The following is a 23,498-nucleotide window of genomic DNA, read 5'->3' on the forward strand; positions in this document are numbered from 1 at the left end:
GCAGACGATAGCAGCGCACCGGACGTGCACGCACCGCCATTCGTCCCCGGTGTGCGGCTCAGTTGCTGATCGCGGGGGCCTCGCGCAGATGGGTCCGGTCGGTCACCTGGGCGAGCAGGAAGGACGCCATGTCGGCGCGGCGGACGGAGAGGCCCACCACGCCGTGCCCGTAGTGCCCGACCTTGATCTCTCCCGTGGCGGGGCCGTCGTCGAGCTTGGCCACGCGCACCAGCGTCCAGTCCAGGTCGCTGGCGCGTACCGCCTCGGCCGCCGCGCGGACCTCGGACCAGGCGCGGGGAGCGGCGGTCCTGACGAACCGGACGAGGGCCTTGAACTTGAGGTCCGGTCGGTCCGCCGGGTCCGGGGCGCTGCACGTGGACACCACCACGAACCGTCCCACGCCGGACGCTTCCATGGCGGCGATGATCCTGCGGGTCGCGGCGCTCTCCGAGCCGACGCCCTCGATGACGGCGTCGGCGCCGCGGACCGCTTCGAGGATCGCCTTCCCGTCGTCGAGTTCACCGGCCGCGACGGTCAGTTCCGGGTGCGTGAAACGGAGCTTGTCGGGGTTGCGGGCGTAGGCGGTGACCGCGTGCCCCGCGTCGAGGGCCTGGCGCACCAGTAACTGACCCATCCGCCCGGTCGCGCCGAAGATCGTGATTCTCATGGGGCTCCACCCTTCCGGTAAACCACTAAAAATTCTTTAGCGGTGAACGTAGCACGGCGGATCGGCGCCTCCCGGTCCCCCGCTCGGACCGGGATCGGGGCGCGGCACCGGGGGACGCGCGCCCGGCCCGGCCCGAGCGGGGGACCCTAAAATGGCAGCACCATGAATCAACCCGTAGACCCCCAGACGGCGCGGTGCATGCAGATCCTGTCGGTCGTCGGCGATCTGTGGACCCTGGCGATCGTGATGACCCTGCAGAAGTCGGCGATGCGCTTCAACGAGCTGCAGCGGGCCATCCCGAAGGTCAACGCGGTCACCCTGACCAGCCGTCTGCGCAAGCTCGACGAGGCGGGCATCGTCGTCCGGGTCGCGGAGTCGAGGAGCAAGCAGTCGACGGTGTACGACCTCACCCCCTTCGGCCGGAAGCTGCTGCCCATCGTCGACGCCGTGCGCACCGTCGCGCTCGACCTGGAGCGCTCGGGAGAGGCCCCCGCGCGCTGAGCGGTACGCCCGCCCCTCCGGCCGGTCGAACCTGCCCGCCCCGGTCCGACACCGTCCCTTCTGGACACCCCGGGCCACCCGGCCCGACAATCACCCTGTGACGTCCTCCTCCGAGTTCCACACGTATCCCGCGCGGGTCTCCGACGCCCAGCGCGACCGTGTCCTCGGCGTGCTCAGGGAGGGCGCCGCACAGGGCCGCCTCTCCCACGACACCTTCCTGCGCCGGATGGAACTCGCCCTTGCCGCCCACCGCCCCGAGGACCTGGCGGCCCTCACCGCCGATCTGCGCGCGGAACGCGCCTGGAGCCAGGGGCTCTTGCGCGCGGTCGGCGGAGTCTCGGGCTTCCCGGGACGGCTGCGGATGGCCTGGCGGGCCGGGAAGCTGCCCCAACTCCTGCTGCCCGCTCCCGGACCGTACCCGCTGCTCATCGGGCGCGACCCGGGCAACGGACTGCGGCTCAACCACGAGACGGTCTCCCGCAACCACGCCGAGCTCACCGCGCGGGGGCGGCTCTGGCTGCTCCGCGACCTCGGCTCGACCAACGGCACCTGCGTCAACGGGCAGCGGGTCGTCGGCCTGGTCCCGGTCCGGGAGGGCGACCAGGTGAGCTTCGGCCACATGACCTTCCGCCTGACCGCGCCCCCGCCCCTCCCGCCGGACCGGCCGGCGGCCCTCCCGCCCGGCGGCCTGCCGTCCCTCTGAGACCGGGCCGCCTGCCGTCCCTCCGAGACCGGGCCGCCTGCCGTCCCTCCGAGACCGGGCCGCCCGCTGCCCCTCCGAGACCGGGCCGCCCGCTGCCCCTTCGGGGCCGGCCGACACTCCCGGCTCGTCAGGCCCGCCGATGCAGACCGCACCCGGCGAGGCTCAGGAACGTCTCGCCGACGGCCTCCGAGAGAGTCGGGTGCGGGCGGACTCGCGGCCCCCGCCCTCGCGCCTCCTGCCTTCGCGGCCGCCGCTCCCGCGCGTCCTACCCTCGTGACCCCCTCCTGAGCAGCGCGACCGGGCGTGCGGCGAACAACTCGTCGGCCTTCACCTCGCCGCCGCCGAACTCCCCCTCCGCGGACAGGAGATCGTGCCAGGGCCCGGCGTCCGGGAGCGGCAGGACCGTGTCGGCCCAGCCGCCGGCCTCGGCCAGCCGGAGCGAGAGCCGGGTCACCGCCGTGACCACCTCGCCCGACCGGCAGAACGCCACCGCGTGCTCCGCCGCCGCACCCCGCGCCGTGAGGGGGGCGTACGTCCCCGACTCTCCGAAGACGTGCGGGAGTTCGGCGCGGAGCCGGAGCGCGGTGGCGGTCAGGCGGGCCTTCTCGGCCGAAGTGCCCGATGCTTCCGCCGCCGCCGAGGATCCCGCTCCGGGCTCCGGTTTCGTGAAAGGCCGCCGGTTGTCCGGGTCCACCAGGGCGAGGTACTCCCGCTCGGTGCCCTGGTACAGGTCGGGGACCCCCGGCATCGTCAGATGGACGAGCGCCGCGCCCAGCACATTGGCCCGCACCTGGGGGGTGAGCGAGCGGGCGAAGGCCGCGAGGAGGTCCCGGGCGGGCCCCCCGGCGCTGCCTGGGCCGGCCGCGACGAAGTCGGACACCGCACGCTCGTAGGAGGCGTCGGGTTCGGTCCAGGTGGTGCGGACGCCCGCCTCGCGTACCGCCTTGAGCAGCGCGGGCTCCAGCCTGCCCGCCGTCTCCGACGCCGGCAGGTCCACGCAGCCGAAGGCCGATTGCCACGCCTGCCAGGCGAGTTGGGCGTCCGGTGCCGCCGCCGAGGTCACCCCCGTCGCCTGACGCACCAACTCCGCCCACCGGGGCGGGCATTCGGACAGGACGGCGATCCGGGCGCGGACGTCGGCGCTGCGCTTCGTGTCGTGCGTGGTGAGCGCCGTGCCGGTGGTCGGCCAGTCCCGGGCCAGCCGGGAGCAGAACGCGTGGAATTCGGCGGGCTCCACTGCGGGCCTGCCCGGTCGGCCGCCCACCTCGGTCGCCGAGATCAGCGGGACGTACCGGTAGAACGCCGTGTCTTCGACGGACTTGGCGTGCAGGGCGGACGCCGTCTGGGCGAACCGGGCGCAGAAGGAGACCTGTTCGGGGCCGTCGCCCAGCCTCCCGAGCGCGAGCTCCCGGACCACGTCCACCGCCCCGGCCTCCTCGGGTACCAAGAACGCGGCCTTCGCGTCCCGTACCGCCGCGTCCGGCAGAGCCGCCTCGGCGGACTCGGTGACCGGGCCGCCCGCCACGACGTACGGCCGGTACACCGGGACGCGGACCAGCAGTTCGGTCACGGCGGTACGCAGTGCCCAGGGGGCGTGGTCGCGGAGCAAGGGGTCCCGGGCGCAGATCCGTAGGGCCAGCCGGGTCAGCCAGGCCGTCTCGGCGGCGAGGTCGTGGCCGACGACGTGCCGGGCGGCCCGCCGCGCGGTCTCGGGCCAGGAGCCGCCCTCGTCGGCTGAGGGACCGGCGAACGCACGGTAATGGCCGAGGAGTTCGGCCGACCCGAGCGGGTCGGTGAAGAGGCCGTCGACGCGGTGCAGCGCGTCGTAGCCGGTGGTCCCGGCCACCGCCCAGCCTGCCGGGAGGGTCTCCTCGCCGGTGAGGATCTTCTCCACCACCGTCCACCGGCTGCCGGTCCCCTCGGCGAGGCGCTCCAGATATCCGGCCGGGTCGGCGAGGCCGTCCGGATGGTCGATGCGCAGCCCCTCCACGACACCGTCCCGGACGAGTCCGAGAATCTTGCCGTGCGTGGCGTCGAAGACCTCGGGGTGCTCGACCCGTACTGCGATCAGGTCCGAAATGGTGAAGAAGCGACGGTAGTTCAGCTCGGTACGGGCCAGCCGCCACCAGCCGAGCCGGTAGTGCTGGGCCTCCAGCAGCTCGGGCAGCGCGAGCTGCTCGGAGCCCGCGCGGAGCGGGAACTCCTGTTCGCCGTACCGCAGCACCGGGCCGTCGACCGCGAACCGGCCCATCTCCTCGCCGACCGGGCCCGCGAGGACCGGCAGCAGCACCCTCCCGCCGCCGCCCTCCCAGTCGATGTCGAACCAGCGGGCGTAGGGCGAGGACGGCCCCTCGCGCAGCACCTCCCGGAGCGCCTGGTTGTGGCGCGGGGAGGCGGCCATGTGGTTCGGCACGATGTCGACGACCAGCCCGAGCCCGTGCGCGCGGGCCGTCGCGGAGAGCCTGCGCAGCCCCTCCTCGCCGCCCAGCTCGGCGCGGACCCGTCCGGGATCGGTGACGTCGTACCCGTGGCGGGAACCGGGCACCGCCTCCAGGACCGGGGACAGGTGCAGATGGGAGATTCCGAGTGAGGCGAGGTACGGGACCGCCTCCCCGGCATCCGCGAAGGTGAAGTCCGGTTGCAGCTGGAGCCGGTACGTGGCGGTGGGCGTCATGCCCGGTTACGTACCCACTCGCGGCCCGTCCGTGTCATCCGCCCCGCTTCCGGCTGCCCGCGACCGCACGGATGCACCCGGGTGGATTCACCCGGACGGAGGGTACGGGACACTTCGCCGCAGGCCGGGACGAGGGACGGGGGCGCCGGTGTCCCCGGCGCCCCCATCCCCTGCGCACCACTCAGGCGGGCCGCTTCAGGACCGTGAGGCTCCGGCCGATGAGCGAGAGATGCTCGCCCGCCGCGACCTTGGGCCCGCTCCCCGGCGGTACCCCCTCCGGGCGCCCCGTGTCGACCACGACCTGCCACTGTTCGCCGTGGTTGACGGGGACCGCGAAGTCCAGGGTCTCCGCACCCGCGTTGAACATCAGCAGGAAGGAGTCGTCGAAGATCCGTTCGCCGCGCGGTCCGGGCTCCGAGATGGCGTGCCCGTTGAGGAAGACGGTCATGGCCTTGGCGTGTGCGGCCTGCCAGTCCCGCTGGGTCATCTCCTTGCCCTCGGGCGTGAACCACGCGATGTCCGAAAGCTCGTCGTGGGTGCCTTCGACCGGGCGTCCGTGGAAGAAGCGGCGCCGCCGGAAGACCGGATGGTCCCGGCGCAGCCAGACCATGGCCCGGGTGAACTCCAGCAGCCCGTCGCCCGGCCTCCGTACGGCCTCCGCGTCCCCGGTGCCTCCCTCCTCCGCCGTACCGGCGTCACCCGGTTTCCGTACGGGATCGGGCCAGTGCACCCAGGAGAGTTCGTTGTCCTGGCAGTAGGCGTTGTTGTTGCCGTCCTGCGTGCGGGCGAACTCGTCACCGTGGCTCAGCATCGGCACGCCCTGCGAGAGCATCAGCGTGGCGATGAAGTTGCGCATCTGCCGGGCCCGCAGCTCCAGCACCGCCGGGTCGTCGCTCTCGCCCTCCGCGCCGCAGTTCCACGAGCGGTTGTGGCTCTCGCCGTCCCGATTGCCCTCCCCGTTGGCGTCGTTGCGCTTGTCGTTGTACGAGACGAGGTCGTGCAGGGTGAACCCGTCGTGGCAGGTGGTGAAGTTGATCGAGGCGAGCGGCCGGCGGCCGTCGTCCTGGTAGAGGTCGGACGATCCGGTCAGGCGCCCCGCGAACTCCGCCAGCGTCCGGGGCTCGCCCCGCCACAGGTCGCGCACGGTGTCGCGGTACTTGCCGTTCCACTCGGTCCACAGCGGCGGGAAGTTGCCGACCTGGTAGCCGCCCTCGCCGACGTCCCAGGGTTCCGCGATCAGCTTCACCTGGCTCACCACCGGGTCCTGCTGCACCAGGTCGAAGAAGGACGACAGCCGGTCCACCTCGTGGAACTGGCGGGCGAGCGTCGCGGCCAGGTCGAAACGGAAACCGTCCACGTGCATCTCGGTCACCCAGTACCGCAGCGAGTCCATGATCATCTGAAGTACGTGCGGGGACCGCATGAGCAGCGAGTTCCCGGTGCCCGTGGTGTCCATGTAGTAGCGCTGGTCGTCCGTCAGACGGTAGTAGGAGGCGTTGTCCAGTCCCCGGAAGGAGAGCGTCGGCCCCAGGTGGTTGCCCTCGGCGGTGTGGTTGTAGACCACGTCGAGGATCACCTCGATACCCGCCTGGTGCAGCGCCCGGACGGCCTGCTTGAACTCCAGCACCTGCTCCCCGCGGTCGCCCCAGGAGGCGTACGCGTTGTGCGGGGCGAAGAAGCCGATGGTGTTGTAGCCCCAGTAGTTGGCGAGTCCGGCGTCGGCCAGACGGTGGTCCTGGACGAACTGGTGCACCGGCATCAGCTCGATCGCGGTGACGCCCAGCTCGGTCAGGTGGGCGATCACCTCCGGATGCGCCAGGCCCGCGTACGTGCCCCGCAGCTCCTCGGGCAGACCCGGGTGGAGCATCGTCAGGCCCTTGACGTGGGCCTCGTAGATCACGGTGCGGTGGTAGTCCGTACGCGGTCTGCGGTCGTCGCCCCAGTCGAAGTACGGGTTGACCACGACGGAGCTCATCATGTGCGGCGCCGAGTCGAGGTCGTTGCGCGCGTCGGGGCGCCCGAAGGGGTAGCCGTACACCGCCTCGCCCCACTCGATCTTCCCGGCGACGGCCCGCGCGTAGGGGTCGAGCAGCAGCTTCGCGGAGTTGCACCGCTGCCCGTTCTGGGGTTCGTAGGGTCCGTGCACGCGGAAGCCGTACCGCTGGCCCGGCATGATGCCGGGCAGGTAGGCGTGACGGACGAAGGCGTCGGTCTCGCGCAGCTCGACCGCCGTCTCGGAACCGTCGTCGTGCAGCAGACACAGTTCGATGCGGTGGGCGGCCTCCGAGAAGACCGCGAAGTTGGTCCCGGCGCCGTCGTACGTGGCGCCGAGCGGATACGCCTGTCCCGGCCAGACCTGCATAGATATGACTCTTCCACTTCTGATCCGGGTGTGGTGCGGTTCTTCAGCCAGATAATCCCCGAAAGTTGCGCGCGTACCTAGTACGTCGGCCGGTGCGGTCGCGAACGGGAGGCGCCGTGCGCCGTGTACCCCGGTGAGAGCCGTCAACACGCCGCACCGCGTTACACCCCTGCGGTCCGTCCGGTACGCCGGAGCCTCCCCGGCGCCCCGAACACCGGTCCCCGGCCGCTCACCTCACTATGAATCAGCTCACTCCTTTCCGCGACCGGCCAGGGAACCCACCCTTTCGGTACACCAGTTGACGGAGCGTCCTCGGCAGGGGGCTGCACGGGTCCGCGCTCGCGGAGTACCCTTCCGTGATCGTTGGGTGGGGGAGTGGAAGGCGGTGCACGGGTGAGCTCGGGAGGGTTCGAGCTGCCTCCGGGTGACGTGAGTCACGAGGGGGAGCCGAACGACGCGCCGCCCGGGACGGTATCCCTGGCGCAGCCCCTGGAGATCGGCGCGGAACTGGGCTGGAGCGCCGAGGACTGGGGCGAGGTGCGGACTCGTGCCCAGCGCGCCGGCCGTGCGTACATCTGGCTGAATCTCGTCGAGCAGCGGCTGCGGGCGGTGGTCGCCGCCGTGCTGCGGCCCGTCTACGCGCCGGTGAACGGCGAGGACTGGGTGGTGGCCGCCGCCGGGCCCGCTGGGCAGGAGTGGGTGCAGCGGGCCGTCGCGGTGCGTGAGGTGTCCCGCAGGAAGGGCTATCTGCTCGATCCGGCCGACGACAACGTCCTGAGCTTCCTGACCCTGCCCCAGCTCCGTGAGCTGATGGTCCAGCACTGGCCGTGCTTCGAACCGTACTTCGACGACCGTCGCGACGTCGAGCTGGCGCTGGACGAGCTGGAGGTCGCGCGGAACGTCGTCTCCCGCAACCGCGCGCTCAACGAGGCCGTCCACGCCCAGGCCGAACGGGCCTCCCAGCGGCTCCTGACCATCCTCGGCGGCGGGGCCGCCGTGCCCTCCGCCGACCGGCTGCCCGTCGACGCCGTCGAATCCCTGGTCGGCGACCGGTACGCCGACGTGGTCTCCGTCCACCCCGACCGGGTCCGGCTCCAGCGCCAGCTCCCCGCCGAGGACCTGTTCGGCAACTCCCGCCGGCTCGATGCGATCGGGATAGGGCTCAACCTGCTGGTGCAGAACTTCTCCGGGCGACGGCTGGTCCGGCTCGCCGAGACGGGCTGCCGGATCAGGCTGCTCTTCATCAACCCGGCCAGCAGCGCGGTCCGCCGCCGCGAGAGAGAACTCAGCCTGCGCAAGGGCGAGCTGAGCAGGTCCGTCGAGATGAACATCCTGCACATGCGCAGGGTGCGGGCCAGACTCCGCGACCCGGGGGCCTTCCAGATCCAGGTGTTCGACGAGACCCCGCGCTTCACCGCCTATCTGGTCGACGGCGACGGACCCGACGCGGTGGGCGTCGTCCAGCCCTATCTGCGCCGCGCACGCGGGATGGAGGCACCCGTCCTGGTCCTGAGGGGCGGCGGGCGTGCGGTCGTCCGGGTGGGGCAGGAGACCGAGCACGGACTGTTCGAGACGTACCGCGAGGAGTTCGAGTCGGTGTGGACCGACTCCCGGCCGGTCTCCTGAACCTCCCCGAAGTCCTTCCGGAGAGGCCCCGGACCGTCTCCGGGACGCCCGGGACCGGACCGCCCGCCGACCGGTGTGTCAGTGGTGCGTGGCAGGGTGTTCCTCACTGGGGGTAAGCACCACGGAGGAGGTACGGGATGAGCTGGCACCGGGAACCACTGGTCGGCTTCGATCTGGAGACGACGGGCACGGACGTCGAGACCGACCGCATCGTCACGGCTGCGGTCGTGCGGCTGGATCCGGACGGAGCGGTCTCGTCGGAGCGGACCTGGCTGCTCGATCCGGGGGTGGCGATACCCGAACAGGCTTCGGCGATCCACGGCATCTCGACGGACCACGCCCGCGAACACGGCGTCCCGGCACCGGTCGCGATCGAGGAGATCGCGGAGACCGTCGCCGGGGTCCTGCGCTCGGGGACCCCGCTCGTCGTGATGAACGCCCGCTACGATCTGTCGCTGCTGGACCGTGAGTGCCGGCGCCACCGACTTCGGTCGATCACCGAGCGGCTCGGCACGGCGCCCTCGCCGGTCGTCGACCCCCTGGTGATCGACAAGCACGTCGACAAGTACCGCAAGGGCCGGCGTGCCCTGCACGCGCTGTGCGCGCATTACGGGGTGACGCTGGACGACGCCCACGACGCGAGGGCGGACGCGGTGGCCGCCGCCCAGGTGGTGCGGCGCATGGGCGAGTTGCACCGGCCGGTCGGGACGATGCCCCTGACGGACCTGCACGAACTCCAGGTGGTGGCGGCGGCCGCGCAGTCGGCCTCGTTGCAGGCGTACCTGCGGCGGACCGACCCGACCGCCGTCGTCGAACAGGCCTGGCCGCTCATACCGCGGAGCCGGTAGCCGGGGAGCAGGGGGCACGGCCGGACGGACGGCGCCACCTTCACCACACGCCCTACCCCTCAGAAGGGGTACCACCGCACCTCGGGGTCGTTGTCCCGGAGCGAGGCGACCCGGCGGCGGAACTCGGCGAGCGCCTTCGGGTTGGCCGGCGCGTGCTGGGCGACCCACGCGCAACTGGCCGTCTCCCGGGCCCCGCGCAGCACGGCGCAGCCGTCCCATTCCCGTACGTCCCAGCCGTAGGCGGCGGTGAACCCGTCGTACGCCCCGGCGGGCAGCCCGTACCGGTCCCGGGACAGGGCGAGCACCACGAGGTCGTGCTCGCGCAGGTCGAAGGAGAAGGTCTCCAGGTCGACCAGGACGGGGCCGTCCGGACCGACATGGACGTTGCGCGGCAGCGCGTCGCCGTGCACCGGGCCCGGCGGCAGGTGGGGTACGAGGGCGGCGGCGGCAGCCGCGAAACCGTCCCGGCGTGCGCGCAGGTAGTCGGCGTCCGCGGGGTCGACGGCGTCGCCCGCGAGGTGGAGCCAGCGCTCGACGCCGCCGAGCAGTTCGCGGCGGGGCAAGGAGAAGCCTTCCGGCCCCGGCAATGCGTGCACCAAGGTCAACAGAGGGGCCAGATCGCGCGGTTCGGGTGGCCGTACGGCGTCCGGGAGCCGGTGCCAGAGGGTCACCGGGTGGCCCTCCACCATGCGGGGCGTGGACTCGGCGGTCCGTACGGCGGGAATCCCGGCGTCCGCGAGCCAGCCGGCCACGGCGACCTCGCGTTCGGCGCGTTCGCGCAGCTCCGGATGGTGCGTCGCGTCGCGGCCGACCTTGACCACCAGATCGCCTACGGCGAAAGCCGCGTTCTCGCCCAGCGCGAGGAGTTCCGCCCCGAAGGCTGAGCCGGAAACGCTCTTTCCGGCCAGCCCGGCAGCGGTCAGTACCTCGCGCGCTCGCTCTTCGTTCATGGCCTGATTTTCGCATTCACGCAGGCCACCTTGACGAACGGTCGGCCCGTCAGGACCATGACGGAGGCTGAGTGAGTGGCCAGAGCGGCAGAAAGCCGACCAGATGCGACGAAGAGGTCAGACAGTGACATTGGCGACTCCGGCCGTGACGGAGCGGACGGGCGGCCGGATGGCCGGCCGGTGGCCGGGACAGCGCCGCAAGGACGACGGACGCGGCGGCGAGCGGGCCGCCCGGGACCGGGCCACCTGGTTCCTGGTGCTGCCCGCACTCATCCCGATCCTCGTCCTCAGCGTCGGACCGCTGCTCTACGGCATCGGGCTCGCCTTCACCGACGCACAGTCCGGCCGCACCCGCTCCACCCAGTGGATCGGCGCGCTGAACTTCCAGGACCTGCTGCACGACACCCTCTTCTGGGACTCCTTCCGGATCGGCCTCCTCTGGGCCGTGGGCGTCACCGTCCCGCAGTTCCTGCTCGCCCTCGGCCTCGCGCTGCTGCTCAACGAGAACCTGCGGATGCGCTGGCTGGCCCGCGCGCTGGCGATCATCCCCTGGGCGATGCCCGAGGTCGTCGTCGGCATCATGTGGCGGCTGGTCTACAACCCGGACGCGGGCATCCTCAACGAGACCATCCGCGACCTCGGTCTCGGCGACGGCCGCGACTGGCTCACCGGCTTCGGCACCGCGCTGCCCGCCGTGATCGTCGTGGGGATCTGGGCCGGGATGCCCCAGTCCACCGTCGCGCTGCTGGCCGGACTCCAGAACACCCCGCACGAACTCCACGAGGCCGCCGCCCTCGACGGCGCCGGGGCCTGGCGCCGCTTCCGCACCGTCACCTGGCCCGCGCTCAAACCCGTCGCCCTCTCCATCACGGCCCTCAACTTCATCTGGAACTTCAACTCCTTCGCCCTGGTCTACGTCCTGACCAGCGGAGGACCCGGCGGAAGGACCCGGCTGCCGATGCTCTTCGCATACGAAGAGGCCTTCCGCTACGGCCAGTTCGGCTACGCGGCGGCGATGGGCTGTGTGATGGTCGCGGTGATCTCCGTGATCCTCGCCGTGTACCTGGTCGGCCGGCTCCGGGGAGGGGACGACACATGAGCATGCGCACCGGACGCGCCACCCGTGCGGGGCAGTACCTCGCGCTCACCGGGTATCTCGTCTTCCTGGCGTTCCCGTTCCTCTGGCTGATCTCCACCGCCTTCAAACCCGCCCGCGAACTGGGCTCGCTGCACCCCACCTGGATTCCCCGGCACCCCACCCTGGACAACTTCCGCCAGGCGTTCGACGAACAGCCACTGCTCCAGGCGGCCGGGAACTCCCTGCTCGCCGCCGTCAGCGCCGGAGTGATCTGCGTCCTGATCGCCACCCCGATGGCCTACGTGATGGCCCGCCACCGGGGCAAGCTCTCGGCCGCCGCCACCGGTTGGGTCGTGGTCAGCCAGGCGTTCCCCTTCGTCCTGCTGATCATCCCGCTCTTCCTCATCCTGAAGAACCTGCACCTGATCAACTCCCTGGCGGGCCTGATCATGGTCTACGTCGTCTGGTCGCTGCCCTTCGCGCTCTGGATGCTCGTCGGCTACGTCCGGGCCGTGCCCGCCGAACTGGAGGAAGCGGCTTCCGTCGACGGCGCCGGACGACTGCGTACCCTCGTCTCGGTCACCGCCCCGCTGCTGACCCCCGGGATCGTCGCCACCGCCCTCTTCGCCTTCATCACCGCGTGGAACGAGTTCTTCTTCGCCCTCGTCCTGCTCAAGACCCCGGAGAAGCAGACCTTGCCGGTCGTCCTCACCCACTTCATCGGCGCCGAGGGCGCGGCCGACCTCGGTCCGCTCGCCGCCGCCGCGTTCCTCGCCACGCTGCCCTCGCTCCTCCTCTTCGCCCTCATCCAGCGCCGGATCACCGGCGGCATGCTGGCCGGGGCGGTGAAGAGCTGATGCGCGCGCTCACCAGGGCGGCGGCCTCGGCAGCGACCGTGCTCACCCTGCTGCTCGCCGGATGCTCGGGCGGCGGGAGCGACGGCCGGGACGCCGACGGGACCGTGCATCTGCGCTTCCAGTCACTGGCCTGGCAGACGGAGTCCGTCGCCGCCAACAAGGAACTCGTCGCCGAGTGGAACGCCGCCCACCCGGACGTCCAGGTGGACTACGTCCAGGGCAGCTGGGACAGCGTCCACGACCAGCTGCTCACCTCGTTCGAGGGGGACGAGGCGCCCGACATCATCCACGACGCCTCCGACGACCTCGCCGACTTCGCCTACGGCGGCTACCTCGCCGATCTGCGTACTCTCCTCCCCGACCGGCTCACCGAGGACATCTCCGAGGCGTCCTGGTCCACCACCACCTTCGACGGCGGGGTCTACGGCGTCCCGTTCCTCCAGGAACCCAAGGTCCTCATCGCCAACACGAAGATCCTCAAGGCCTCGGGCGTCCGCATCCCCACCGCCGACCGGCCGTGGAGCTGGGAGGAGTTCCGCCAGGTCACCAAGGAACTCACCGGCAAGGGGCGGTACGGGGTCGCCTGGCCGCTCAAGGAACCCGTCTCGGTCACCCTCAACCTGGGACTCTCGGCCGGAGGGCAGCTCTTCCACCGGGGGGAGGACGGGAAGGTGGACCTCCGCTTCGACGCGGGCGACTCGGTGGTGACCGGGACCATCCACGACCAGGTCACCGTCGACCACAGCGCAGCCCGGACCGCCCTCGGCATGGGCGGCTCCGACACCCTGCCCGGGTTCTTCGGGGGGAAGTACGCCATGGTGCCGCTCGGCTTCGCCTACCGGCAGCAGGTCGTCGAGCAGGCCCCCGAGGGCTTCGAGTGGAGCGTGCTGCCCGCGCCCGCCGGCAGCGACGGCACGGCCCAGGGCGTGAGCCCGCAGACCCTCTCCGTCGCCGAGGACAGCCCGCACAAGAAGGAAGCGGTGGAGTTCATCGACTTCCTGCTCGACCCGCCCAACATGGTCCGCCTCGCCAAGGGCGACTGGATGCTGCCCACCGGCACGAAGGCCCTCGCCGACCCCGCGCTGCACACCGAGGACCAGGGCTGGGCCACCGGCACCGCGCTCGCCCAGCGGCTCCGCCCGGCCCCCGCCCAGTCCGTGCGCGGCTACCCGGAATGGAAGGACAAGGTGGCCACCCCCGCGCTCCAGGAGTACTACAGCGGCGCGATCGGGCTGGACGAACTGAAGAAGCGCCTGGTGGACGACGGCAACCGAGTCCTCGCCCGCTACCAGCGCTGACCCGGCCGACGCGCGGCGTGACTCCTCACACGGTGGGCCGCTGGAGCCAGAGCCATGTCGCGTAGGTGAGCGATCCGTGGTCGGCGGGTGCCCGTGTGAGCAGGCTTCCGTCCCGCATGGCCCGGCCCATTCCGCCGGGCAGGGGGACCTCCACGATCAGGCCCCGCTTGCCCGTGTGGTGCGCGTAGGCCCTGACCATCGCGGTCATCGACTCGACCTGCGGGCCGCCCAGATCGGGGACCCGGCCCGCCGGGGCGCCGGTGGCCAGCTCGACCAGACGCTCGGCGACCTCGCGGGCGGCGACCGGCTCGGACTTCATCCTCGGCACGGCCACCACCGGACCCCGCTTGAGCTGTCCGTAGATCTGGCCCGCGAACTCGTGGAACTGCGTCGCACGCAGGATCGTCCACGGCACGGCGCCGCTCTCGACCAGCTGTTCCTGGGCCACCTTGCCGGCGTAATAGCCGTGCGGGACCCGGTCGACGCCGACGATCGACAGCGCGACGTGGTGCCCCACCCCGGCCTCCTGCTCGGCGGCGAGCAACCGCCGGGTCACCGAGGTGAAGAACTCCGCGGACGCCTCGGCGGACATGGTCTGCTTCGACGTCACGTCCACGACCGCCGCGACCCCCTGGAGCGCCCCGGCCGTACCCGAGCCGGAGACCAGATCGACGCCGTTCGAACGGGACAGCACGACGGCCTCGTGGCCCCGCTCGCGGACGACGTCGACCACATGGCGCCCGACGGTGCCGGTGCCGCCGGCCACTGCGATCTTCACCAGATCTCCTGTCACTCGGCCGCCCGGAGAACCCGCCGATCGCGCCCCGGTGTCCGCAACCGATCATCCCTCCGACCGGCGGCACCGGCACGTGCGCGCCGGGCAGGGGGAGGCGGCCTTCCGCCGGGCGGGGCGCGACCACCTGGTGAGGGGGCCGGGCGGCAGAGGGGCGGATTCCGTCCGTCCCGGCTCACCCGTCCGGGCTCAGCGGCTGCCGGGCGGGGGCGTCGACGGGCCGTCCCTCAGGAGCCCGGTCGCCGACCGGTGGACCTTCGCGAGGGCGTTCAGCAGGACCGTGCGTTCGGCCTCGGTGAGGTCGGCGGTGACCTTCTCCTCGATCGACCGGCGGTCCGCTTCCACCGGTTCCCGCAGCGCGCGCCCCGCATCGGTGAGCCAGAGGCGGACCAGACGGTTGTCCCGGTCGTCGCGGCGGCGGACGAGCAGCCCCGCCACCGTCATCCGGTCGGCCATCTTGACCACGGTCGGTGTCGTGACGTTCAGCGCCGCGGCGACTTCACCGGGCGTGCTGCCGTCCCGCTCCCACAACATCGCGAGCAGGTGATTCTGTCCGACGTGCAGCCCATGTCGCCGCATGGCCGCGTCGGCCAGGGCCCGGAGGGCTTTCGACGTCTTGCCGTGCAGGTCCAGGAACTCGGCCATCGGGACCTTTCGGTGGACGGGGCGGTCGGATACGCCCGGCGTACGAGAATCGATTGACGGCTAATCATTAACCGGCTAGCTTTCCCAGGAAGTCGCTAGTCGGCAAACGAATTGGAGGTCCCCGATGATACTGGTCACCGGAGGCACGGGGAACATCGGCCGTGAACTCACCCGCGAACTCGACGCGAGAGGTGCCGGGTTACGTCTCCTCGTCCGCGACCCGGCCCGGGCCGCCGGGCTTCCCGCACGCGCCGAACGCGTCGTCGGCGACCTCGGAGAAGCCTCGACGCTGACCGCGGCCTTCGCCGGTGTCGACCGGCTCTTCCTGCTCGCCCAGGGCATCGGTACCGATCACACTGCCGCCGCCATCGCCGCGGCGGGAACGGCCGGGGTGAGGCACGTCGTACACCTGTCCTCCCTCCACGTCACGTTCGAACCGCTGCCCGCCATGGCTCGCTGGCACCACGAGCGTGAGGAGATCGTCCGCGCCTCCGCGATACCCGCCACGTTCCTGCGGCCCGGCGGTTTCATGACGAACGCCCTCGACTGGCTCCCCACCATCCACGAGGGAAACCATGTGCTCGACCCGGTCGGGCCGGGCCGTTTCGCGCCGATCGACCCCGCGGACATCGCGGCCGTCGCGGCACTCGTCCTCACCGAGGACGGCCATCAGGACAACGAGTACGCGCTCACCGGCGGCGAGGCGCTCACCGTCACCGAGCAGGTCCGCGTCCTCTCCGATGCGATCGGCCACGACATCGAGGTCCGAGCGGTGAACACGCCGGAAGAAGCCGTACGGTCCCGCTTCCCCCACGGGGCGCCCCCGGCACTCGCCGACGCCATCCGCGAGGGGTTCGAACTCATGCGATCCGACACCGTCGGGTTCCGGACCGACACCGTCGAGCGGCTGCTCGGTCGCGAGCCGCGGACCTTCGCGGACTGGTGCGCGCGCCACGCGGACGCCTTCCGGGCCCCCGGGGCCCGCTGAGCCGGCCGGGCTGTACGCCGACGCCCGCCCGACGCGCGTCGTCGGACACCGCCCAATCGGCGCCGGACCGCACGACCGCCCCACCGCGCGCCCGGCCCCGAACCCGATGCAGGCCCTAAGGTGGGCCCATGACGACGACGTACGCACTCCTGCTGCGCGGCATCAACGTCGGGGGCCACCGCAAGGTGTCCATGCCGGAACTGCGCACGCTCCTCGCGGGACTGGGCCACAGCGGTGTGACCACGTACCTGCAGAGCGGCAACGCGGTCCTCGCCGCGGCGAGCGACGACGAGAACGAGGTCGCGGCCGGGATCGAGCGGGCGGTCGAAAAGCACTACGGGTTCGCCGTCGACTGCCTCGTCCGCCCGGCCGCCTACCTCCGGGCCGTCGCCGACGCGTGCCCCTTCCCCGCCGCCGAACTGGAAGGGAAACAGCTGCACGTCACCTTCTACGACCGGCCGGTCACCGAGGACCGCTTCGCCCCGGTGGACCCCGCCGCGCACCTGCCCGAGGAGTTCCGGCTCGGCGACCGCGCCCTCTACCTCTACGCCCCGGACGGCCTCGCCCGCTCCACGCTCGCCGTCGCCCTCGCCAAGCCCGCCGTCACCAAGGGCCTCGTGGCCACCAGCCGCAACTGGAACACCGTCGTCAAACTCGTGGAGCTCACCCGTGACTGAACTCCCGCACTCCGTGGCCGAGGTGATCGAGAACGAGCTGCGCCTGCTCGACCCCGAGGTGCGCCGCTCCGCGCCGCTCCTCGCGACGATGCTGCACCCCGAATTCCGGGAGATCGGCACCAGCGGCAGGCTCTGGGACCGCGACATGATCGTCGCGGAACTCACCGCGGAGGCGACCACCCGCCCCGGCCCGCTGACGGCGTCCCGGATGGCGGGCGTCGAACTCTGCCCCGGCCTTGTCCACCTCACCTTCGACACCGAACACAAAGGCCGTCGTGCGCACCGCAGTTCACTGTGGCGGCAGGGGGACGGAGGATGGCTGCTCTACTTCCACCAGGCCACCCCGTTCTCCGTGGACCCGTTCGACGAGTCGTAGGGCGTGTTTCGAACGTGGTGCCGTCCGCCCGGAGGGCGGGTCAGGCGTCGCCGGACAGGCGGGACTTCCGACACACGTCCCGTACCGCAACGGCGGTTGGCGTGACCGCTGTCCTGCGGAGCGCACGTCGGGCTGATCGATCCAGCGCAGCGTGGGGCCGTTCCGCCGGTTCGCGACAGGTGCCGGATCGGCAGGACCGCTCTCATCAGGGCGCACGGGCCCGACCCTACCGAGCCGCCCCCCCGTAGGGGCCCTCCGGTTCTCGGGCCACCCCTCGCGAAGGCCGGCTGGAGCCGGTTCGGCACGATCGGCCGGGCATACCCCGGCTCAGCGGCGCGTCACCCGCTGCGCCCGTGCGGTCCAGCGGCCCTCCGTACGCGTGATGCGCACCGGATGACCGAAGCAGTCGCTGACCCGGTCGGTGGTCAGCACCTCGTCGGCAGGACCCGACGCCACGCACCGCCCGCCACGCAGCAGCATCGCGTGCGTGGTGGAGGCGGGCAGCTCCTCCAGGTGGTGGGTGACCAGCACCGTCGCCAGCTCCGGATGCTCCTCGCGCAGGGCGTCCAGACTGTCCAGCAACTGCTCCCGGGCCGCCAGGTCCAGGCCGGTGGCCGGCTCGTCCAGGAGCAGCAGCCGAGGGCTCGGCATCAGGCTCCGGGCGATCAGGGTCCTGCCCCGCTCGCCCTGGGAGAGCGCCGGCCAGCGGGACGCTTCCTTGCCGGCCATCCCGAGCATCGCCAGCAGTTCGTCCGCCCGCGCCCGCTCGTCGGCCGTCGGCGTCCAACGCGGGAGCGGTTCTACCGAGTTGGTGAGACCCGTCAGCGTGACCTGGCGTACCGTCAGCGCGGACTGGAGCGGGTGGCGGGGGTTGACGTGGCCGAGCAGGGTCCGCAACTCCCGCAGATCCACCCGGCCCAGTGTCCTGCCGAGTACCCGCACCGTGCCCCGCGTAGGGTGGGATACCGCCCCGAGCAGCCCCAGCAGGGTGCTCTTCCCGGCGCCGTTGGCACCCAGGAGTGCCCAGTGCTCCCCCTCCCGGACGGTGAGCGAGACGGCGTCCAGGATCGCTCTGCCGTCACGCACCACGGCGACCTCGTCGGCCTGGATCACCGGTACGTGCCTCTGGTGGGAGGTGCCGACGGGCGAGGCGAGGGGGGCCGTGGTCACGATGACTGCTCCTTACATCCATACGTTCGACCTGCGGACCCTATCGGTCCAGGATGCGGACGGACGGCAGGGGGCGACTCCGTACCGGTCCCGGGGAGCGCCTTCAGGCCGACAGGGTGAGCGCGCGGTCCGCCCGTGCCTCGTCGTACCGCGCCAGCAGCAGCCGGGCCAGGGCCGGGGAAGCCCCGAGCACCTCGGAGAGCACGTCCGCGCCGGCCTCGGCCGCACCCGCGACGATCCGGTCCGGGAGCCGGCCGGGCGCGACGACGTACGGCGCGACCGCCACCCGGTCCACCCCGTCGGCGCGCAGCGCGCGCACCGCGTCCGCGGTGCGGGGGAACCCGCCCGGAGAATTGGCGGAGGCGAACGCAGGCCGCACGGCGCACCAACCGGTGTGCCGCAGCTCCCGCGCGATTTCAGCGATCACTGCGATCGCCTCCGGGTCCGTGGTGCCCGCCGAGGCCAGAACCAGCCCCGTCGAGCGTCTGTCGGCGGCGGTGACCCCGGCCTCGCGCAACCGCTGTTCCAGAGCGGTCAGGAGCAGCGGGGACGGGCCGAGGACGCCTGCCTGCCGGATGCGCAGCCGGGGCAGCCGGGTCCGGGCCTCGCGCAGCACCGACGGGATGTCGGTCTTGGCGTGGAAGGCCCGGGTGAGCAGCAGCGGCAGGGCGACGACTTCTTCCCCACCCGACGCCCCCCGGGGGTTCAGGCGTTCCAGTACCCGGGGCACGGACGGGGCGTTGAAGTCGAGGAAGGCCGTCTCCACGCGGAGCCCCGGCCGCAGCGACCGTACCCGCGCGGTGAGCGCGTGGACGGTCGCCGCGTGCCGCGGATCGCGGCTGCCGTGGGCGATGACGAGAAGGACGGGTGCGTGCATGGACGTGGCTCAGTTCTTGACGAGAAGACCTCGGCTGCGCAGCACCCACCGCTCCAGCGGACTGAAGATCAGCAGGTCGATCGCGACGCCGACGAACAGGATGAGCAGGATCGACAGGAAGATGCCGGGCATGTCGAAGTTGTTGCGGCCGTTCTCCAGCAACTGCCCTAGCCCCAGGCCGAGATCGGGGGAGGAAGCGATGATCTCGGCGGCCATCAGTGAACGCCAGGAGAAGGCCCAGCCCTGCTTCAGCCCCGCGAGGTAGCCCGGCAGCGCCGCCGGCAGCACGATGTGCCAGGTGCCGCGCAGCCCGGTCGCGCCGATGGTGCGGCCCGCCCGGAGGAAGAGCGGCGGGACCTGGTCGACGCCGGAGACCAGGCCGTTGGCGATCGACGGGACCGCGCCGAGCAGGATCACCGCGTACATCATCGAGTCCTGGAGCCCGAGCCAGATGACGGCCGGGGCGACCCAGGCCACCGAGGGCAGGGACTGGAGGCCGGAGAGGATCGGCCCGATCGCAGCCCGGACGAACCGCACCCGGGCGACCAGCAGACCGAGCGGCGTCCCGATGACGACCGCGAGGACGAAGCCGAACAGGCCGCGCGAGACACTGGTCCAGATGACTTCCAGCAGCGTGCCCTTGGCCCACATGTCCTGCGCGCTGTCCCAGACGGCGGCGGGCGGCGGGAGCTTGTAGTCGTCGGTGACCTTCGCCCAGACGAGCACCTGCCAGACCAGGACGACCAGGACAACCGCCAGGACCGGCGGCAGCACCTTCTGGACGACGACCTCCCGCACCGGGGTGCGGTGCGACTGGACGGCGTCCAGCGCGTCGAGCCCGGCCTCCAGTCCCGCGAGGTCGTCCCGCTTCGCGGGGCCGTCCGTGCCCGCCCTGTCCTCGGCGGACTTGATGTCAGTGCTGGCCATGGCGGCGGATCTCCCCACGCAGTTCTTCGGTGATCTCGACGGACAGCTCCGCGACGGCGGAGTCCTCGATGCGGCGCGGGTGTTCGATGCCGACCGTCCACTCGCGGGCGATCCGTCCCGGCCGGGACGACAGCAGCACGACCCGCTGCGCGAGGCGCACCGCCTCGCGCACGTTGTGGGTGACGAACAGGACCGAGGCGTTGGTCTCCCGCCAGATCCGGGTGAGTTCGTCGTGCAGCACATCACGGGTGATCGCGTCGAGCGCGGCGAACGGCTCGTCCATGAGCAGCAACTGGCTGTCCTGGGCGAGTGCGCGGGCCATCGCGACCCGCTGGCGCATACCGCCGGAGAGCTCGTGCACCCGCTTGCCGTACGCCCCGTGCAGGCGTACGAGTTCGAGCAGCCGCTCCGCCTCGGGGCGGCGCTCGGCCTTGGACACCCCGCGCAGCCGCAGGGCGAGTTCGATGTTCTTGCCCGCGGTCAGCCACGGGAAGAGGGCATGCTCCTGGAACATCAGGGCCGGCCGCCCGCCGGGGGTCTCGATGGACCCCGCGGACGGGCGGTCGAGTCCGGCCACCAGGTTGAGCAGCGTCGACTTGCCGCACCCGGAGGCTCCCAGGAGGGTGACGAACTCGCCGGGGGCGACATCGAGCGTGATGTCGTCCAGGACGAGCTGCTGACCGGTGGGTCCGGCGAAGGACTTCGATACGTGGCTGATACGAGCGGCGTGCTCGACCGACGCGCGGTCCTCGGCCTTGGTGAGGGTACTGGTCGCCATGGTCGTCACCTCCTGGGAAGCCTGGTGGGGATGGGCGGACGGGTTACTTGACGCCGAGACCGGCGTCGTCGACCTCGGGCTCGCCCTCGGCCTTCAGGACCTTGTTGAGCAGGTTCAGGTCGTAGATGCCGTCGAGGTTGGGCTTCTCCAGCAGACCGGCCTTGACCGCGTGGTCCGCCTCCGCGTTCAGGGTGGCGGCCAGCGGGTCATTGGTGACCAGGATCGACTTCCAGGCCGGGTCGAGGACCTCGGCCGGGAGCGCCTTGCCGCTCAGGGTCTCCAGCGCCTTGTTGGCGGACGCCTTGGCCAGGTCCGGGTTCTCGTTGATCCACTTGTTCGTCTTCACCGAACCGCGCAGGACCGCCTCGACCACGTCGGGGTGCTCGGTGAGGAACTTCTGCGACACGATGATGTTGGTGATGACGAACTTGTTGTCCGGCCACAGGGTCGTCTCGTCCAGCAGTACCTTGGCGCCCTCGGCGACCAGCTTGGACGCGGTCGGCTCGGGCACCCAGGCGCCGTCCAGGGAACCGGCCTTGTAGGCGTCCGGGGTCACCTTGTTGTCCGAGCGGACGACGGAGACGTCGCCCTTGCCGCTCTGCGCGTCGACCTTCCAGCCCTGCTCGGATATCCAGTTGAGGAACGCCACGTCCTGCGTGTTGCCGAGCTGCGGGGTGGCGATCTTCTTGCCCTTGAGGTCGGCCAGGGTCTTGATCTTGTCCGGGTTCACGACGAGCTTCACGCCGCCGGAGGCCGAACCACCGATGATCCGCAGGCCCTTGCCCTGGGACTTGGTGAAGCCGTTGATGGACGGCGAGGGGCCGATGAAACCGATGTCGATCGAACCGGCGTTGAGCGCCTCGATCTCGGACGGGCCGGCGTTGAAGGTCGACGTCTTGACCTTCGTACCGCCGAGCTCCTTCTGGAACGTGCCCTCCTGGACTCCGACCAGGGCGGTGGCGTGCGTGAGGTTCGGGAAGTACCCGATGCTCACGGTGTCCGCGGAGAGCTTCTCCGCCCCGGTGGTGGCGGCGGCGTCCGTCTTCTTCGAGTCGTCGTCGGTCGACTCGGAGCCGTAGCCGCAGGCGGTGAGAACCACGGCGAGCAGCGGCAGTGCGGCGGCAGCGAGCAGGCTGCGGCGGACGGTGGTACGGGTGGCTGGCACGGGAGGCTTTCCTCTCGTTGGCCGGGCTCTACGTCCCTCGGTTCTCCGAGGGCGCGGCCGGGCGGTCGGCAGGTCTTCGTCTGTACGGGCGGTGCGGGTGGTGCGGGAGGGCGCGCAGGCAGTGCGCGTACGTCATCACGCACATCGCGCCACTCCGCCCTGGCCGCTGCCGAGGGCACCGCTGCCCACCCGGCCGCCCTCTTTCGCGAAGGAGGAGAAGAAATCGGTTCTCATCAGAAATCCCATTCGGCGTCGTCTTCGGCCGCTTCGGGTGCGGACCCGCCCCGGGCGGCTGCGGCGAACGAGGCGCCCGCCATGCCGGCCGAGAGGGTCGTACCGTCCGCGGGGTCGATCAACAGGAACGAGCCGGTACGCCGGGAGTCGGCGTACGCGTCGAGCGCGAGCGGTTCGGCGGTACGGACCACCACCCGCCCGATGTCGTTGGCGACCAGCTGCCCCGGGGCGGGGTGCTGGGAGAGGTCGTCGAGGGTGAGCCGCGAGGGGATGTCCTTCACGATCGCCTTGACCGTGCGGGTGGTGTGCTTCAGCAGCACCCGCTGGCCGACCGAGAGCGGCTGGTCGGCGACGTGGCAGACGGTCGCCTCGACGTCCTGCGTCGAGGCCGGGAGGCTGCCGGTCGGCGCGATCAGGTCGCCGCGCGAGACGTCCACGTCGTCCGTGAGCCGGACGGTCACCGACTGCGGGGCCCACGCGGCGTCCACGCTCTCGCCCAGCGCGTCGATCCCCGCGACCGTCGTCGTACGGCCCGAGGGCAGCACGGTGACGGGCTCGCCGACCCGCAGCACGCCGGAGGCGATCTGGCCCGCGTAGCCCCGGTAGTCGGGGTGCTCCGCGGTCTGCGGCCGGATCACGTACTGCACCGGGAAGCGCGCCGGGCACGCGGTGAGGTCGTGGCTGACCGGGACGGTCTCCAGGTGCTCCAGGACCGTCGGGCCGCCGTACCAGTCCATGTGCGCGGACGGGTCCACGACGTTGTCACCGGCCAGTGCGGAGATGGGGATCGCGGTGATCTCCGGGACGCCGAGGGAGGCCGCGTACGCGGTGAACTCCTTGGCTATCGCGGCGAACACCGGCTCCTGGTAGTCGACGAGGTCCATCTTGTTGACGGCGAGGACGACGTGGGGGACGCGCAGGAGGGCGGCGACGGCGGCGTGGCGGCGGGTCTGTTCGACGACGCCGTTGCGGGCGTCGACGAGGACGACGGCGAGTTCGGCGGTGGAGGCGCCGGTGACCATGTTGCGGGTGTACTGCACGTGGCCGGGGGTGTCGGCGAGGATGAACCGGCGCCGGGGGGTGGCGAAGTAGCGGTAGGCGACGTCGATGGTGATGCCCTGCTCGCGCTCGGCGCGCAGGCCGTCGGTGAGGAGCGCGAGGTCGGGGGTGTCCTGGCCGCGGTTGCGGGAGGCGTGCTCGACGGCTTCCAGCTGGTCGGTGAGGACCGACTTGGAGTCGTGCAGGAGGCGGCCGACGAGGGTGGACTTGCCGTCGTCGACGGAGCCGGCGGTGGCGAAGCGCAG

General features: G+C 71.7%; 22 protein-coding genes. 10 read left to right on the forward strand and 12 right to left on the reverse strand.

The window, feature by feature from the left end; translation table 11 throughout:
* Positions 1 to 58 precede the first annotated feature (58 nt).
* A complete protein-coding gene (locus ACFWEP_RS01870) occupies positions 59 to 667 on the reverse strand; it encodes an NAD(P)-dependent oxidoreductase (protein WP_387363945.1) in 609 nt (202 codons plus the stop codon).
* 162 nt (positions 668 to 829) lie between these two features.
* Here ACFWEP_RS01870 and ACFWEP_RS01875 point away from each other — a divergent pair, with 162 nt between their 5' ends.
* Positions 830 to 1,168, forward strand: a complete 339-nt coding sequence (locus ACFWEP_RS01875) for a winged helix-turn-helix transcriptional regulator (protein ID WP_387363948.1) — start codon at positions 830 to 832, stop codon at positions 1,166 to 1,168.
* A gap of 97 nt (positions 1,169 to 1,265) precedes the next feature.
* A complete protein-coding gene (locus tag ACFWEP_RS01880) occupies positions 1,266 to 1,871 on the forward strand; it encodes an FHA domain-containing protein (protein ID WP_387363951.1) in 606 nt (201 codons plus the stop codon).
* A gap of 265 nt (positions 1,872 to 2,136) precedes the next feature.
* On the opposite strand, the gene treY is transcribed toward ACFWEP_RS01880, so the two are convergent.
* Both treY and glgX read right to left on the reverse strand, forming a co-directional pair.
* On the reverse strand, positions 2,137 to 4,545 hold the full coding sequence (treY, locus tag ACFWEP_RS01885; RefSeq protein WP_387363954.1) for a malto-oligosyltrehalose synthase: 2,409 nt from the start codon (positions 4,543 to 4,545) through the stop codon (positions 2,137 to 2,139).
* Positions 4,546 to 4,726: 181 nt separating this feature from the next.
* Positions 4,727 to 6,907, reverse strand: a complete 2,181-nt coding sequence (glgX, locus tag ACFWEP_RS01890; protein ID WP_387363957.1) for a glycogen debranching protein GlgX — start codon at positions 6,905 to 6,907, stop codon at positions 4,727 to 4,729.
* A gap of 393 nt (positions 6,908 to 7,300) precedes the next feature.
* On the opposite strand from glgX, the gene ACFWEP_RS01895 reads away from it, so the two are divergent.
* Entirely contained in the window at positions 7,301 to 8,533 is a 1,233-nt protein-coding gene (locus ACFWEP_RS01895) for an SAV2148 family HEPN domain-containing protein (protein WP_387363960.1), read from the forward strand.
* Between the two features lie 137 nt (positions 8,534 to 8,670).
* Positions 8,671 to 9,381: an exonuclease domain-containing protein gene (locus tag ACFWEP_RS01900; protein ID WP_387363963.1), complete on the forward strand. Its 711-nt coding sequence runs from the start codon at positions 8,671 to 8,673 to the stop codon at positions 9,379 to 9,381.
* Positions 9,382 to 9,440: 59 nt separating this feature from the next.
* On the opposite strand, the gene ACFWEP_RS01905 is transcribed toward ACFWEP_RS01900, so the two are convergent.
* Complete coding sequence (locus ACFWEP_RS01905; protein ID WP_387363966.1) at positions 9,441 to 10,331, reverse strand: phosphotransferase enzyme family protein; 891 nt, start codon at positions 10,329 to 10,331, stop codon at positions 9,441 to 9,443.
* Between the two features lie 169 nt (positions 10,332 to 10,500).
* Between ACFWEP_RS01905 and ACFWEP_RS01910 the strand changes: the two genes are divergently transcribed.
* From ACFWEP_RS01910 to ACFWEP_RS01920, 3 genes are read left to right on the forward strand one after another with little or no spacing between them, the layout of a single operon-like run.
* A complete protein-coding gene (locus ACFWEP_RS01910; protein ID WP_387364008.1) occupies positions 10,501 to 11,430 on the forward strand; it encodes a carbohydrate ABC transporter permease in 930 nt (309 codons plus the stop codon).
* Positions 11,427 to 12,266, forward strand: coding sequence for a carbohydrate ABC transporter permease (locus ACFWEP_RS01915; RefSeq protein ID WP_387363969.1), 840 nt, complete (start codon positions 11,427 to 11,429; stop codon positions 12,264 to 12,266). The genes ACFWEP_RS01910 and ACFWEP_RS01915 overlap by 4 nt, the downstream gene beginning before the upstream one ends.
* Entirely contained in the window at positions 12,266 to 13,564 is a 1,299-nt protein-coding gene (locus ACFWEP_RS01920; protein WP_387363972.1) for an ABC transporter substrate-binding protein, read from the forward strand. The genes ACFWEP_RS01915 and ACFWEP_RS01920 overlap by 1 nt, the downstream gene beginning before the upstream one ends.
* Before the next feature lie 25 nt (positions 13,565 to 13,589).
* On the opposite strand, the gene ACFWEP_RS01925 is transcribed toward ACFWEP_RS01920, so the two are convergent.
* Together ACFWEP_RS01925 and ACFWEP_RS01930 are read right to left on the reverse strand one after the other, a co-directional pair.
* On the reverse strand, positions 13,590 to 14,342 hold the full coding sequence (locus ACFWEP_RS01925; RefSeq protein WP_387363975.1) for an SDR family oxidoreductase: 753 nt from the start codon (positions 14,340 to 14,342) through the stop codon (positions 13,590 to 13,592).
* A gap of 204 nt (positions 14,343 to 14,546) precedes the next feature.
* A complete protein-coding gene (locus tag ACFWEP_RS01930; RefSeq protein WP_387363978.1) occupies positions 14,547 to 15,002 on the reverse strand; it encodes a MarR family winged helix-turn-helix transcriptional regulator in 456 nt (151 codons plus the stop codon).
* Positions 15,003 to 15,126: 124 nt separating this feature from the next.
* Here ACFWEP_RS01930 and ACFWEP_RS01935 point away from each other — a divergent pair, with 124 nt between their 5' ends.
* The 3 genes from ACFWEP_RS01935 (at position 15,127) to ACFWEP_RS01945 (ending at position 17,043) form a co-directional block, all read left to right on the forward strand.
* The gene (locus ACFWEP_RS01935; RefSeq protein WP_387363981.1) at positions 15,127 to 15,990 is read left to right on the forward strand and encodes an NAD(P)H-binding protein; all 864 of its coding nucleotides are present in this window, start codon (positions 15,127 to 15,129) and stop codon (positions 15,988 to 15,990) included.
* Between the two features lie 128 nt (positions 15,991 to 16,118).
* Positions 16,119 to 16,667, forward strand: a complete 549-nt coding sequence (locus ACFWEP_RS01940) for a DUF1697 domain-containing protein (RefSeq protein WP_387363984.1) — start codon at positions 16,119 to 16,121, stop codon at positions 16,665 to 16,667.
* Positions 16,660 to 17,043 (forward strand): DUF4440 domain-containing protein, encoded by a 384-nt coding sequence (locus tag ACFWEP_RS01945; RefSeq protein ID WP_387363987.1) that lies wholly within the window; start codon positions 16,660 to 16,662, stop codon positions 17,041 to 17,043. The genes ACFWEP_RS01940 and ACFWEP_RS01945 overlap by 8 nt, the downstream gene beginning before the upstream one ends.
* Before the next feature lie 327 nt (positions 17,044 to 17,370).
* On the opposite strand, the gene ACFWEP_RS01950 is transcribed toward ACFWEP_RS01945, so the two are convergent.
* From ACFWEP_RS01950 to ACFWEP_RS01975, 6 genes are all read right to left on the reverse strand, one after another.
* Positions 17,371 to 18,216, reverse strand: a complete 846-nt coding sequence (locus ACFWEP_RS01950) for an ABC transporter ATP-binding protein (protein WP_387364011.1) — start codon at positions 18,214 to 18,216, stop codon at positions 17,371 to 17,373.
* Between the two features lie 100 nt (positions 18,217 to 18,316).
* Entirely contained in the window at positions 18,317 to 19,090 is a 774-nt protein-coding gene (locus tag ACFWEP_RS01955; protein ID WP_387363990.1) for a sirohydrochlorin chelatase, read from the reverse strand.
* Positions 19,091 to 19,099: 9 nt separating this feature from the next.
* On the reverse strand, positions 19,100 to 20,017 hold the full coding sequence (locus ACFWEP_RS01960) for an ABC transporter permease (protein WP_328718673.1): 918 nt from the start codon (positions 20,015 to 20,017) through the stop codon (positions 19,100 to 19,102).
* Positions 20,004 to 20,795 carry an ABC transporter ATP-binding protein gene (locus tag ACFWEP_RS01965; protein ID WP_387363993.1) on the reverse strand — a complete coding sequence of 264 codons (792 nt, stop codon included), beginning with the start codon at positions 20,793 to 20,795 and terminating at the stop codon, positions 20,004 to 20,006. The genes ACFWEP_RS01960 and ACFWEP_RS01965 overlap by 14 nt, the downstream gene beginning before the upstream one ends.
* A gap of 43 nt (positions 20,796 to 20,838) precedes the next feature.
* Positions 20,839 to 21,960, reverse strand: a complete 1,122-nt coding sequence (locus ACFWEP_RS01970) for an aliphatic sulfonate ABC transporter substrate-binding protein (protein WP_387363996.1) — start codon at positions 21,958 to 21,960, stop codon at positions 20,839 to 20,841.
* Between the two features lie 233 nt (positions 21,961 to 22,193).
* Positions 22,194 to 23,498 (reverse strand): sulfate adenylyltransferase subunit 1 (locus tag ACFWEP_RS01975; RefSeq protein WP_387363999.1); only part of this gene is annotated, 1,305 nt, incomplete at its 5' end.

The sequence above is a fragment of the Streptomyces sp. NPDC060198 genome, assembly GCF_042728415.1.
GTDB lineage: Bacteria > Actinomycetota > Actinomycetes > Streptomycetales > Streptomycetaceae > Streptomyces.